The following is a 13,263-nucleotide window of genomic DNA, read 5'->3' on the forward strand; positions in this document are numbered from 1 at the left end:
GCCCCGACAGCATTGCCTTTACTGCATTGCCTTTACTGCACTCTCTACACTGCACTTACAGAAGAATAGAACGATGAAAAAGCTACTCCCTACCTCCACTGCTGGAAGTTTACCTAAACCGTCATGGTTGGCAGAGCCCGAAAAGCTTTGGTCGCCCTGGAAACTGCAGGATGAAGCACTGATTGACGGTAAACAGGATGCGTTACGCCTGTCACTGCAGGAGCAACAACACGCAGGCGTTGATATAGTCAGTGATGGTGAACAAACCCGCCAGCACTTTGTCACCACCTTTATTGAGCATCTGGACGGCGTTGATTTTGAGAACCGCAAGACCGTCAAAATTCGTGACCGTTATGATGCCAGCGTACCCACGGTTGTTGGTCCTGTCAGTCGTCAAAAGCCGGTGTTTGTTGAGGATGCCAGGTTCCTGCGTCAGCAAACACAGCAGCCGATTAAATGGGCGCTGCCCGGCCCGATGACAATGGTCGATACCCTATACGATGATCATTATAAAAGCCGTGAAAAACTGGCCTGGGAATTTGCCAAAATTCTGAATCAGGAAGCGAAAGAATTAGAGGCAGCCGGTGTGGATATCATCCAGTTTGATGAGCCCGCTTTTAATGTCTTTTTTGATGAGGTCAATGCCTGGGGTATCGCCTGTTTAGAGCGCGCGATTGAGGGGCTGAAGTGCGAAACGGCTGTTCATATCTGCTATGGCTATGGCATCAAAGCCAATACGGATTGGAAAAAGACCTTGGGTTCCGAGTGGCGACAATACGAAGAGGTGTTCCCCAAACTGCAGCAATCCAATATCAATATTATCTCGCTGGAATGTCATAACTCCCGTGTACCCATTGAGCTATTGGAACTGGTACGAGGCAAGAAGGTGATGGTCGGTGCCATTGATGTGGCCACCGATAACATAGAAACACCGGAAGAAGTGGCCGACACCTTACGCAAAGCACTGCAGTATGTGGATGCCGATAAGCTCTACCCGTGCACCAACTGCGGTATGGCACCGCTATCCCGTGAAGTCGCCAGAGGTAAACTTAATGCCTTGAGTTCTGGTGCAGAGATTGTGCGTAAAGAGCTGGCACGCTGCCAAGATTGATCCCCGTTTTTTGGGATATCTATTAAAAGGTGGGTGTATCTATTTATTGGCAATAGGTTTGATAAACAAAGCAAAAAGCCAGCATCTCGGTTAATTAAAGCGGTTAATTAAAGCCGGTTAATTAAAGAGTGCTGGCCTTTATTATCTCCAGCAAAATTACATCGTGTCTGTGTTTTGCCTTGATCGAAATCTGAACCTACGTCTAGGTCAGACCCGTGCATGGCTTAGCCGGAATCAGCAGACACGCATAAAGTCTGTAGGAGCTATTCTACTTCGCATGCTGAGACAAATAAGATTTAAGCAATCAGAAAGTCCCAGGCTTCAGGAGCCAGAGTCTGCTCTGCTAACTCTTCTGAATCAACAAAGGCTTGTGCAATTTCCTGCATGGTCAGGCCATGCTGTTCAGTTTGCTCGATCCAGTAATCTTTACCTGCCTGATCTGAATCACGGCCCAGAATAGTTTGATACAGGCTTTCAATTTGATCGCCTGTGCTCTGAGCCCAGAATTCCAGGTTGTTATTGGCAACAAACTCTTCAGACTCAAGCAGACTAATCGCAATACCTCCTAATGAGATATCACCGGCAACTTCTTTGCCTGACCACCACTGGAAGCCTTCCGCATCAGCCTGGCGATCCAGGACATTAGCGTATAACGTAGCAATAACGCCCTGATCCTGAGTATAAGCCTCAACTTCGGGGTGGCTGGTGACTTCTGGCTGGCTAGTAACCTCTATTGCAACATGGTCCTCAATCTCATAACCCTGATCAATCACAGTAGTTGTGATCGCAGGCAGGGTCACAGCAACCGCTTCATCAAGAGTTACAGCAACCGCTTCATCAATGGCTGGCAGAAACATAATCGGATCAACAGTGATCGCATCTTCGACTCCCGGCTTCAGCTCCAGAGTTACAGGCTCTACTGTCAGACTGAGAGTAACGGGAGCTGCTTTCAGGTCAAGAGTAGCGGGCTCAATAGACTGCGTCTGAACGTCATTGGTGTGAATAAACATTATTATCCTGATTCTTCAGTTATTATCTGTTGTTAGCCAACCGTTTAATGACGGGTTGGCAAATAATCCACGCAGCTTGCTGCGATATTTGACTAAACACTTGTTTGCAAGTGCAGGATTATTGTTACAAAAATGATTGAATCAGATGTTTTTGCTTTGTTTATGGAATGTAGCCGGTTGACTCAGCCACATGACTTTCATTTACCTGTTGATACAAAATGATCTGCCAATGTTGATTTCTTGGAGTATCTTTCCTTAGCTGCATCGCTTGCTTCCCATTTCTGTGGCAGCGTCACCCGCTTGTATCAGCAGGGTCTATTGAGCATATTTCTCATACGCTTCCCGACACTTTTCAGCATCCACATCGCATGTTCGGGGTGATGCATAAGGTGGTTAAGGAAGGCTGTTTTAGGTAGGGACATGACTCTCAGATTCGATCGGGCAATTCATAACCGTCGCATCATCAGGCAAAAAAAGCCCGAAATACTCTCCGGTAAAGGAAAGTATTTCGGGCTACATTGCCTCGAGCGGTACTTCGAGCAATTAAGGTAAGGACCATAACCGCGTGGAACTCAATAATCCCGTCTTTGGGGTTATTTTTTTCTACGCTATGGATAAAGCATAAGGGATGCCAGGATTGTTAATTTTTATTTAATCTTTTGATTTAAAAGAAATTTTATTTTTTTGAGGCCGGGTTTGTAGATTCGGAGCAGCTGATAGTGCACTGTATTGGGGCGGATTTTATAGGTGTGCTTTAAATTGGTTGGGAGAGATAGCTTCAACATCCATGTCATTAACTTACACAAGCCATTAACTTACACAAGCTTCACTTTGAATAGGGTGTGAAGTTTGCTATCTGTTTCATTGAGGGTCTGTACCTGCCTGAAAAATAATCCTCAATAATGGAACAGAGCTGAATCCTGATCTCTTTTATGCGCGTATATCGATACATGCTAGTGTTAAATGATCAGGTAGTGGCTGAGCATGCCGCACGAAAACTGAAAAAAGTTTGGAATCAGCCTGATAGACACGGACTTATCGGCTTTTAGTGAGACCGCTATGAAAAAGATTATTTTACTCAGTGTATTAGTGGCGGTGGTGGCTGCTTTTTTCGCTCTTGATCTGAATCAGTACTTCACGCTGGAAGGCCTGAAAGCCAGCCAGCAGCAGCTGGAAAGCTGGCAAACCGAATCCCCTTTGATGACCACGCTGGTCTTTTTCCTGGTCTATGTTGCGGTCACGGCTCTGTCTCTGCCCGGTGCTACCATTATGACCTTGGCCATAGGTGCCGTGTTTGGCCTGTTCTGGGGTCTGGTTCTGGTCTCTTTTGCCTCCACTGTTGGGGCAACGTTAGCCTTCCTGGTGGCGCGCTTTGTGCTGAAAGACAGCGTACAGGCGAAGTTTGGTGATCGACTGGCAGCTATTAACCAAGGTGTTGAGCGGGAAGGGGCATTCTACCTGCTTACCCTGCGTCTGGTGCCTGTAGTACCGTTTTTCCTGATCAACTTACTGATGGGTCTGACTCCTATTAAAACCCGTACCTTCTACTGGGTGAGTCAGCTGGGCATGTTGCCAGGTACACTGGTCTATGTGAATGCGGGTACGCAATTGGGTCAGCTGGATAGTCTGGCCGGTATTCTGTCGCCGGGTATTATCTTCTCCTTTGTCCTGCTAGGTATCTTCCCAATTCTGGCGAAAAAGCTGCTGGATCAGATCAAAAAGCGTCGTGTTTATCAGGGGTATGAAAAACCAACTCACTTTGACCGTAACTTAGTCGTGATTGGCGGTGGTGCGGCAGGTCTGGTGAGTGCCTATATCGCTGCGGCTGTTAAAGCTAAGGTCACACTGATTGAAGCCCATAAAATGGGTGGTGATTGCTTGAACTACGGCTGTGTGCCCAGTAAAGCGCTGATTAAAAGTGCCAAGGTCGCACAGCAGATGAAAGACGCTGAGCATTATGGTCTGGAGTCTGTGCAGCCTAAATTCAGCTTTCGAAAAGTGATGCAGCGTATTCATGATGTGATTGCCAAAGTAGAACCACATGATAGCGTCGAGCGTTATACCAGCCTGGGCGTGGAAGTACTGCAGGGTTACGGCAAGGTGATTGATCCCTGGACTGTTGAGATTCAACTCAATGATGGCGGGGTGCAGCGTTTAACCACGCGCTCGATTATTATCGCAGCGGGTGCGCAACCTTTTGTGCCGCCTATTCCGGGTATTGAAGACACCGGTTATCTAACCAGCGACACCCTGTGGGCAGAGCTGGCGAAGGAAGAAGATATTCCTGAGCGTATGGTGTTGCTGGGCGGTGGTCCTATCGGTTGTGAGCTGGCGCAGAGCTTTGGTCGCCTGGGTGCGAATGTGATTCAGGTGGAGCGTAACCCTCGGGTGATGATGAAGGAAGATCCTGAAGTCTCCGAGCTGGCACAGCAAGCGCTGGAAAAAAGCGGTGTCACAGTGCTGACCAATCATGATGCCGTGCGCTGTGAACTGCGTGGTGACGATAAGGTGCTGATCCTGAGTTATGACGACAATGGTGTACAAAAAGAGAAAGAGGTGATCTTTGACCGTCTGATCTGTGCGGTGGGTCGTACCGCCCGTCTGACCGGTTATGGTCTGGAAGATCTGGGCATTGAAACCGAGCGCACCGTAGTGACCAATGATTATCTGGAAACCCTGTTCCCGAATATCTATGCGGCAGGTGATGTTGCTGGTCCGTATCAGTTTACTCATACCGCCGCCCATCAGGCGTGGTATGCCTCGGTGAATGCCCTGTTTGGTGAGTGGAAGAAGTTTAAAGCAGACTACTCTGTGATTCCGTGGACCACCTTTATCGATCCAGAAGTAGCCCGTGTTGGTCTGTCGGAATCGGAAGCGAAAGAGAAGGGGATCGCTTATGAGGTGACGCGCTACGGTATTGATGATCTGGATCGTGCCATTGCCGATAGCAGTGCCGAAGGTTTTGTGAAGGTACTGACGGTACCGGGTAAAGATAAGATTCTGGGTGTGACTATTGTGGGTACTCATGCCGGTGATCTGTTGGCTGAGTTTGTCTTAGCCATGAAGCAGGGCTTAGGTCTGAATAAGATTCTGGGTACGATTCACACCTATCCAACTCTGGCTGAAGCCAATAAGTATGCCGCAGGTGAATGGAAAAAAGCCCATGCCCCGGAAAAACTGCTGACCTGGGTGGAGAAATACCACAGCTGGAAACGGGGACAAAAGCCTGAAACCGGTGCTGTGGCAGCTGAAAGACAAGCGGCAGAACAGACAGAAAAACAGACAGAAAATCAGGCCGAAAAGCAGGTTTAGAGGCTCTCAAATAGTGACCTGATAAGACTGGCTGGCGCGCTCGGATAATTATATCAATCCAGATAAGTTGTTGTAGGTCGGAAAAGCCGCAAGGCGCCTTCCGACGATAATCGGATACCGGAGTCAATGTCGGATGGCGCTTCGCTTATCCAACCTACTTTGATATCAAGAAACTTATCGGGAGCAGTATTACTTTATCGAGAGCCTCAGCCAGATAGAGAGCTTCAGCTAGGTAGACAGCATCAGCCGGTCTTTTTACTGCCAGCCTTTCTACTGTCAGCCCAGACCCTGCCCATTTTTTTCACCGTTATTGATCCTTGACCTATTGGATAGGGAGAAACCCTATGTCGCACCTGATCCGTTCTTTGTCTCTGCTGTGTCTTTTACTTATCGCACCATTTTCCTGGGCCAATGAAGCTGTGGTTAATGGAACGGGAGCCAGTCGATCTTCATTTGATCATCAGATATGGCAGCAACTGCTACAAAACCATGTTTATGAACTCAGAGGTGGGCAAGCCACTGAAGTCGATTATGCGGGTTTTAAGCAGGCGCAACAGTCGCCACAAGCCTACCTGAAAAAACTGGAGCAGGTTGCTCAAAGTGAGTTTGATCGCTGGTCAAAAGCTGAACAGTTGGCGTTTCTGATCAATGCCTATAACGCCTGGACAGTGGAATTGATTCTGACGAAGTATCCAAAGCTGACTTCGATTAAGGATCTGGGGTCTTTGTTTAGCTCACCGTGGAAAAAAGCGTTTATTCCCTTTCTGGGTAAAACCCGCTCTCTGGATGATATCGAACACGGTCTGATTCGTGGTTCGGGACGTTATAACGAGCCCAGAATTCACTTTGCGGTGAACTGTGCCAGCATTGGCTGTCCGGCGCTGGCTCGTGAGGCTTATACCGGTGATAAGTTGGAGCAACAGTTAGAGCAGGCTACCGTGTTGTTTCTACAGGATCGAAGCCGTAATCGTTTAAAAAATGATGAACTGGAGGTGTCCAGTATTTTTAAATGGTATCGGGACGACTTTAAACAGGGCTGGCGTGGGGCTCACTCACTGGAAGCTTTTTTGGCCGGTTATGCACAAGCGCTCTATCTAACACCTGAGCAGAAAGCAGATCTGTTAGCAGAAAAGATCGATATCGACTTTCTCTCGTATGATTGGGATCTTAATGATCGTCAACGCTAAGATGATGTTCCAGGTGAGATATCAAGCAAGCTATTCGTAAAGCAAGATCCAAAGCGGCTGGCTTACCGCTGTTTTAGAACCGTTGCAGCGTTTTAGGGCTATCTCAGAGGCAATCAATGAGCCTTGCGATACCCCGCCGGTGTCACACCATAAAACGCCTTAAAACGGTTACTGAAATGGCTTTGACTGGAGAAACCACAGCGTAAGGCGATCTCTGCCAGAGTCAGTTCAGGGTTGAGCAACAGACGAGACGCCAGATTCAGACGGCGCTGAGTGACATATTGATGGGGTGCCATACCCACCGAGCGTTTGAACATGCGGGCAAAGTGGTATTCACTCAGGTGAGCTACCTCGGCTAATTGCAGTAAGGTCAGCGCCTGATCCAGATGATGCTCGATATAATCCAGTACCTGTCTTTGTGTATAGGGTGATAGGCCACCCGGTACATCCGGCAGGGTGTGGTAGTCGCTGCAGTAATGCTTTAACAGGTGGGCCATCAACATGTCACTGGCACTGCTTAAGGCCAGCTGGTCTGCTCTGTCCTGCCAGTTCAATGGCATAATCAATCGCTGACACAGGGTGCTGATCCAGGGATCATCAATAAAGGTCAGATCCTGCAATTGCAGAATATCGCTCCCCTTATCCTGAATACGCCCCGCCAAAGCTTTGAGATGTTCCTCTGAAAAGTAGAGGTGCATAAAGCGGATCGGGCCATTCACATCCCAGTCCGATTCATGATCACCTGGCATCAGGCAGATACGCCCCGGTCCACCGCCACTGATGGTGCGCTGCTGATACAGACGACGAATATCATAACCGCCATCCAGATAGCAGCTCAGGGTGTGATGGCCAGGGTGCTGATAGCGGGTCAGATCGGTCACTTCCCGCTGCCATATCGCTGCGCTGGCACCGTTACTGAGCTCGGTATGATTTTCCAGGTTGGCATTAGCCGCCGATAAGCAATGGTATACCGGTAGGGAAAGTGGGCACTGAGAAGTTTCTTTGGACACGTTAAGCCTTCACTGAAGCGCAGCTGCTTGGTCGTTTATGCTACTGCTGTCCTGCGCTTCAGGCAAGATTCGACAGAAAAAAGCGCAAGAATCTGCAAAAGTCGCAATATCCTGTAAGCCAGCTCATTTTGACTTTGGCATGATCATCACGGTGTCCTTGAACCGTCTTAAGGGCTTTTTGGAGTGAGTGTTATGGTGAATATCGGGCTTTATTTAGCTACTGTGCTGATCTGGGGCACGACCTGGATCGCGATTAAATTGCAGTTGGGTGATGTCATGGTTCAGGCCTCTATCATTTACCGCTTTGTACTGGCCGGTTGTGTGATGTTTGCGGTACTGCTGATGGCGCGTCGTCTGCAAAAGCTGGATCGTCAGGACCATCTGTTTTGTCTGTTACAGGGTTGTTGCCTGTTCAGTTTTAACTTCTACTGTTTTTATACCGCGACAGGTTATATCAGCAGTGGTCTGGCATCTGTAATTTTCTCTATGGCCACGGTGATGAACGTGATTAATAACCGCATCTGGTTTGGTAAAAAGCCGACAGTGCGGACCTTGGCCGGTTCTGCTGTTGGTTTAACGGGGATTACGCTGTTGTTCTGGCCTGAGATTACGGCTGATGGTTTTGATCAGGGCGTATTGATCGGTATGGGCTTGGCTCTGTTGGGCGTATGGCTGTTCTCCAGCGGTAATATGGTGTCGGTCCGTCACCAGCAAAAAGGCCTGAAAACACCCTCAACCAATGCCTGGAGTATTTTCTACGGTGTGCTGGTTCTGTCTGCGGTGTCTCTGTTTCAGGGTGTTGAGTTCACCTTTAACACAGAGCCTCAGTATCTCTATTCTCTGTTTTATCTGGCGATACCGGGTACTGTGATTGCGTTTACAACGTATCTGATGTTGGTTGGTCGCATTGGTGCCGATAAAGCAGCCTACAGCACGGTGATGTTTCCGGCTGTGGCTTTAACTGTTTCAACTTTTTACGAAGGCTATCAATGGACACCGATGGCGGCGGCGGGCTTCTGTCTGGTAATGGTTGGCAACCTACTGATCTTTGCCAAACTACCAAGTTGGTTTAACCGTAGCAAAACTGCAGAGCTTGCCAGTTGAGGTGCAGATAACAATATACTGACATAAGGAACGTGATCGGACGTTTAAAAGCAATGATAAAACCGCTACAGAAATAAGGATTATTTCTGTAGCGGATAGATATACACAGGTGTCTGATAAAGATCTCTCAAACGCATTACCTGCTCAGCCTGGACGTTAGGCAGGGCAAAAAAGACACTGATCAGTTCGCGGCAGGATTGCAGCTCCAGGTGAGAGGCTAGCTTTTTCATTCCCTTGGGATGGAGAAAGCTCAATAAGATACTGTTTTCGGGCAGAGTCTGGCGCAGAAAGTTCTTTCGATGCAGGCTAAGATTATCCAATCTTAGCAGATACTTAACTGCCAGACAGAACAGCCAGGGCAGAACAGACAATTCATAGCCCACCACCTGATGCTGAGGGAAGCGTCGAGCCAGGGGGATAATCAGATGACCCCAGCCGCTGCCCAGATCCACAAGTACTCCTCCCTGCTTATCGCCGTAATGCTGCTCCAAATAGCCCATGATCTCTCGACGGGCCTTACCTGAGCTGGGCATGGGTGAAATACCGGTTTTCAGGGTGTAAAACACGATGCTGATCACAGCAGAGAGAAGTACAGCTAATAGGCTTATTTCGGTCCAGGGCATTACAGGCAATATCTTGTTGGCTAGGTCTTGAGAGACAAACCAGTGGTACTGGAAAAAGGAGCGCTACTCTACATGCTAAGGTGAGCAAGGTAAAGAAAGGCTAAAAAGCCTTTCTGTATCAAAGTGTTACATATGTTGGGTATAGTGCTGGATCGTCACTATATAGCCTCTCTACATCGGTGCAGGGCCTAAAGCGATAGAAGCGTTGGCAACCATCTGCACCACACCATCGTAAACAAACTGAATGGCCAGCGCGGCCAGAATCACACCGAGGAAGCGACGTAAAATCTCATCACCGGTACGACCAATCAGTATCTTCACAAAGCCCGATAACAGCATCAGCACCAGAGTCAGCCCGGTAATGGTGACAATTGCCAGTACGATAGAGATATCTTCTGAGAGGGTTTTAGCATCAGAGAACATCAGAATCGCTAAGGTTAAAGAACCCGGACCGGCGGTCAATGGAATCGACATCGGAAAGACTGAGATATCTTTTTTCTCAGTGGTGACTGAGTACTCCTGATCCTGGGTGATCATATTAAATGCGGTGTAAAACAGCAGCAGGCCACCGGAAATTCTCAGGGCTTCGATACTGATGCCCAGCTCTGCGAGCAAAGATTCCCCATAGATACCAAAGATAATCAGCAGTACGGTTGTGATCAGCATGGATTTCATCGCCATTAAACGACGATGACGAGCCTCACCAGCCGGTACCAGAGAGTGAAAAATAATGGCGGCACCAATCGGGTCGATAATCACAAACAGACCGGTCAGCGCGTGCAAATAAACAAGCAAGTCCATGACAGTTCTCGGAATAGGTAAAGAGTCTTAGGATAGTCCATCGAAACGATGGCTGCGTTTTACGGTAAAGCGTCAAGGTAAAACGATCAGGGTAAAGCAATCTGGGCAGAGCAGCCCACCGCCTATGAACAGGATAGGTCAAAAGCGGTGCGCCACTATATCAGCTTGTATATACAATTCAAGTTTCTTTTTTAGCGTGGTTTGAATTAGAGAAAGCCAGCTTATTGATCTGCAGCTATTCTATTCCCAATGCTGTGTACTTAAGGTGATGAAACCTTTCAATTCTTGCTTTAGTCACGCGGGGCGTTACTATTAGTTATGATTGTCTCATTTAAGTGTAAGGACACACAGGCACTGGCCAATCGGGAAAGAGTGCGCCGATTTGTTAATATCGAGCGGGTTGCTCTTCGCAAGCTACGCCAGTTGCAACTAAGTCAGTGTCTGGAAGATTTAAGAATACCTCCTGGAAACCGATTAGAGGCTTTGAAGGGAGGGAGAGCCGGGCAATTCAGTATCAGAATTAATGATCAGTTCAGGATCTGTTTCCGTTGGACTGCTTCCGGTGCTGAAGATGTAGAAATTGTCGATTATCACTGAGGTAAGCCATTATGACTTTTTTAGATGCCGTAACCCCAGGTGAATTACTTTTGGAAGAATTTCTTCAACCAATGGGAATTAGCCAGTATCGTTTAGCAAAAGAGATAGGTGTACCGGCGCAGAGAATCAGTGAAATAGTATCAGGTAAGCGTTCTATCACAGCGGATACAGATCTGCGTTTGTGTCGTTTTTTTGGTCTGTCTAAGGGGTATTGGTTACGGGCCCAGATTGAGTACGATACTGAGATTGCCGAGCAGGAAATGGCTGATGTGCTGGCGCAGATTCAGCCATGGCAGCAAACAAGCAGTCAGTTATAAGGGCGGTTAAAGCCGCCCTCTGATCATCCCGCGAATAATAAATCGGCTGGGTTGTAGTGCATTTAACAGCTCTCGTTCCAGCGGTTGGGGATTATTGCCGATATAACCGGTCAGTACTTCTGCACACAGTGGTGCACTGGCTAAACCGCGGGAGCCATGACCGATATTCAGATACAGGTTTGGATAGTATTCCGGCTCAGCATCTGGAATCCTAGTGGCATCATGACGTAGTCGTTCATAGCGTTCTAAGAAACTATCATAAACCGGAGCGGGGCCTGCCAGTGGTGCGTAGTCCGGGCTGGCACAGCGGAAGCCTACCTTGCCATTTAATGTTTCCAGATCTGTGTCACTGGCTTGCAGGGCCTGATGATAATCCGGCATGGCATCGGCCAGCAGATCCAGATTATGTTGCTGGTCGCTGTCTCTTAGCTCGGTCTCTTCATCTCTAAGATTAAAGCTGGCACCCAGGCAGAGCTGATCATCAATGGCTGGGGCGATATAACCTTCATGGCATACAACCGTATTCAGTTTCGGCGTCTGCTCATTGGTTTGCAGATAGGTGGTTTGGCCGCGAATCGACTTAGTCGGGAGCCATTGGGTTTGCTCAAAATGTTTGGCACTGGCGGCGCAGGCGATAACCACTTGATCAGCCTGAGTGATGATTTCGCCTTGTTTATCCAGTAGCTTCCAGCCCTGCTCGTTATGTTCCAGCTTATCCACAAAGGTATCGGTTAACAGCTGGATATTGTCGTGTTGGCTGAACTGCTGACATAGCAGAGCAGGTCGTGCCCAACCTGCGTTAGGGAAGTACAGGCCGCTATGTTCCAGCTTGGTGCCGGATAGTTCAGAGGCTTGCTCTGCGCTCACGCCTTGTAATAACTGTTCCGGGAATTGGTTGCGCTCCAGAAAGCTCTGTTGGCGTTTATGTTCTTTCTCACTGGTCGCCAGTTGCAGTACGCCGCTGGCTTGCCACAACTCATCGGATACATTCTGCTGCAGATAGTGGCGGGAGAACTCAAAGCCTGCCAGATAGAAGCGGCTATGGGGCGAAGGCTCTGTCCCCAGCTTGATATAAAGCACACCCTGGCGATTCCCCGAGCCTGCTTGTCCCGGTTGGCTGTTTTGCTCAATCAGGGTGACGTTGATCCCCTGTCGAGCCAGTGCCTGAGCTGTTGTGCTTCCGGCAATACCGGCTCCAATTATCGCACAGCTTTTAGCTGCTTTTGTTGCTATTTGGGCTACTGTTTTTGTCAGATCGGTCTCGCCATCAATCTGATGATTTGCTGCTGTGGATAACTGATTCGGCGGCTTAAACCATGGGATATCTTGCCAAGGTGTTGCCAGTGCTAACGGTTCAATAATAGGCGCATCTGGCGCAGGAGGTGCCTGTACCGGCTGACCGTCTTGCAGAATCAGCTCCCCACACACCATATGACGCTTACGACCAAAACCCTTGGTCTTTTTAATATCAAAGCCTGCAGCTTTCAGGCCGTTACGTACAATACCGGCCGCAGTAAAAGTCGCAACGGTAGTGCCATGATCGCTTAAACGACGAATAGCTTGGAATAGCTCCGGGGTCCACATCTCTGGATTTTTAGCTGGGGCAAAACCGTCCAGAAACCAGGCATCGACCTTGGCCTCCAGCTGGGAAAATAGCTCGCTGGCATCACCCTGTAGCAGAGTGAGTTGGATTCGACCGGCGCTACCAGATGCACAAGCAAAATGACGACGGTGCACACCGGGAATCGGCAGTGGGTAAACCTCTATCAGTTGATCGGCCAGTGCTTTAAGCTCAGGCCAAATACTGAGGGACTTTTTCAAATCCTCTTGCGTGAGAGGAAACTTTTCCACAGAGATAAAGTGCAGTCGGGCATCGGCAGGCGCATGTTGTAAAAACGCCTGCCAGGCGCAAAGAAAGTTCAGCCCGGTACCAAAGCCGGTTTCTGCAATAACAAAGGGTGTGCCCTGGCTGAAATCAAAGCTTTCCCAGCGCTCCGGTAGCCGGTTGTGCTGTAAAAACACATAGCGGGTTTCATCCAGGCCACTGGCCTTGGAGAAGTACACATCATCAAATTCGCTGGAGATGGGCAGGCTGTTTTCATCCCAATTCAGGGCGGCATGTTCAAGCTGACGATAGGTGTTTTTACCGGCGTTCACTAGGGGTAATTCCAGAGAAAAGTGGTTAAAAAAT

11 protein-coding genes are annotated in these 13,263 nt (G+C 48.6%); 6 read left to right on the forward strand and 5 right to left on the reverse strand.

All coding sequences use genetic code 11. From position 1 onward, the window contains the following. Positions 1–73 precede the first annotated feature (73 nt). The gene (locus H579_RS0114630) at positions 74–1,111 is read left to right on the forward strand and encodes a methionine synthase (protein WP_028301310.1); all 1,038 of its coding nucleotides are present in this window, start codon (positions 74–76) and stop codon (positions 1,109–1,111) included. A gap of 296 nt (positions 1,112–1,407) precedes the next feature. On the opposite strand, the gene H579_RS0114635 is transcribed toward H579_RS0114630, so the two are convergent. After that, positions 1,408–2,121 (reverse strand): DUF4214 domain-containing protein, encoded by a 714-nt coding sequence (locus H579_RS0114635; RefSeq protein WP_028301311.1) that lies wholly within the window; start codon positions 2,119–2,121, stop codon positions 1,408–1,410. Between the two features lie 1,059 nt (positions 2,122–3,180). Here H579_RS0114635 and H579_RS25800 point away from each other — a divergent pair. Together H579_RS25800 and H579_RS0114645 are read left to right on the forward strand one after the other, a co-directional pair. Continuing rightward, complete coding sequence (locus H579_RS25800) at positions 3,181–5,433, forward strand: FAD-dependent oxidoreductase (protein ID WP_084624154.1); 2,253 nt, start codon at positions 3,181–3,183, stop codon at positions 5,431–5,433. A 344-nt stretch (positions 5,434–5,777) separates the two neighbouring features. Next, complete coding sequence (locus H579_RS0114645; protein WP_084624155.1) at positions 5,778–6,620, forward strand: DUF547 domain-containing protein; 843 nt, start codon at positions 5,778–5,780, stop codon at positions 6,618–6,620. Positions 6,621–6,733: 113 nt separating this feature from the next. On the opposite strand, the gene H579_RS0114650 is transcribed toward H579_RS0114645, so the two are convergent. Next, positions 6,734–7,630 (reverse strand): AraC family transcriptional regulator, encoded by an 897-nt coding sequence (locus H579_RS0114650; RefSeq protein WP_028301313.1) that lies wholly within the window; start codon positions 7,628–7,630, stop codon positions 6,734–6,736. 192 nt (positions 7,631–7,822) lie between these two features. Here H579_RS0114650 and H579_RS0114660 point away from each other — a divergent pair, with 192 nt between their 5' ends. Then, positions 7,823–8,734: a DMT family transporter gene (locus tag H579_RS0114660; protein WP_211224726.1), complete on the forward strand. Its 912-nt coding sequence runs from the start codon at positions 7,823–7,825 to the stop codon at positions 8,732–8,734. Positions 8,735–8,814: 80 nt separating this feature from the next. Here the strand turns inward: H579_RS0114660 and H579_RS0114665 are convergent, their stop codons facing one another. Then, the gene (locus H579_RS0114665) at positions 8,815–9,357 is read right to left on the reverse strand and encodes a class I SAM-dependent methyltransferase (protein WP_028301315.1); all 543 of its coding nucleotides are present in this window, start codon (positions 9,355–9,357) and stop codon (positions 8,815–8,817) included. A gap of 171 nt (positions 9,358–9,528) precedes the next feature. Next, a complete protein-coding gene (locus H579_RS25805; RefSeq protein ID WP_051227667.1) occupies positions 9,529–10,158 on the reverse strand; it encodes a MarC family protein in 630 nt (209 codons plus the stop codon). Between the two features lie 318 nt (positions 10,159–10,476). Here H579_RS25805 and H579_RS28650 point away from each other — a divergent pair, with 318 nt between their 5' ends. Together H579_RS28650 and H579_RS0114675 are read left to right on the forward strand one after the other, a co-directional pair. After that, on the forward strand, positions 10,477–10,755 hold the full coding sequence (locus tag H579_RS28650; RefSeq protein WP_084624156.1) for a type II toxin-antitoxin system RelE/ParE family toxin: 279 nt from the start codon (positions 10,477–10,479) through the stop codon (positions 10,753–10,755). A gap of 11 nt (positions 10,756–10,766) precedes the next feature. Then, a complete protein-coding gene (locus H579_RS0114675) occupies positions 10,767–11,072 on the forward strand; it encodes a HigA family addiction module antitoxin (protein WP_028301316.1) in 306 nt (101 codons plus the stop codon). Between the two features lie 6 nt (positions 11,073–11,078). Here the strand turns inward: H579_RS0114675 and mnmC1 are convergent, their stop codons facing one another. Next, a complete protein-coding gene (gene mnmC1, locus H579_RS0114680; RefSeq protein ID WP_051227668.1) occupies positions 11,079–13,229 on the reverse strand; it encodes an FAD-dependent 5-carboxymethylaminomethyl-2-thiouridine(34) oxidoreductase MnmC1 in 2,151 nt (716 codons plus the stop codon). Positions 13,230–13,263: the final 34 nt, after the last annotated feature.

This window comes from Oceanospirillum beijerinckii DSM 7166 (assembly GCF_000422425.1).
In the GTDB taxonomy this organism is placed as follows: Bacteria; Pseudomonadota; Gammaproteobacteria; order Pseudomonadales; family Halomonadaceae; genus Oceanospirillum; species Oceanospirillum beijerinckii.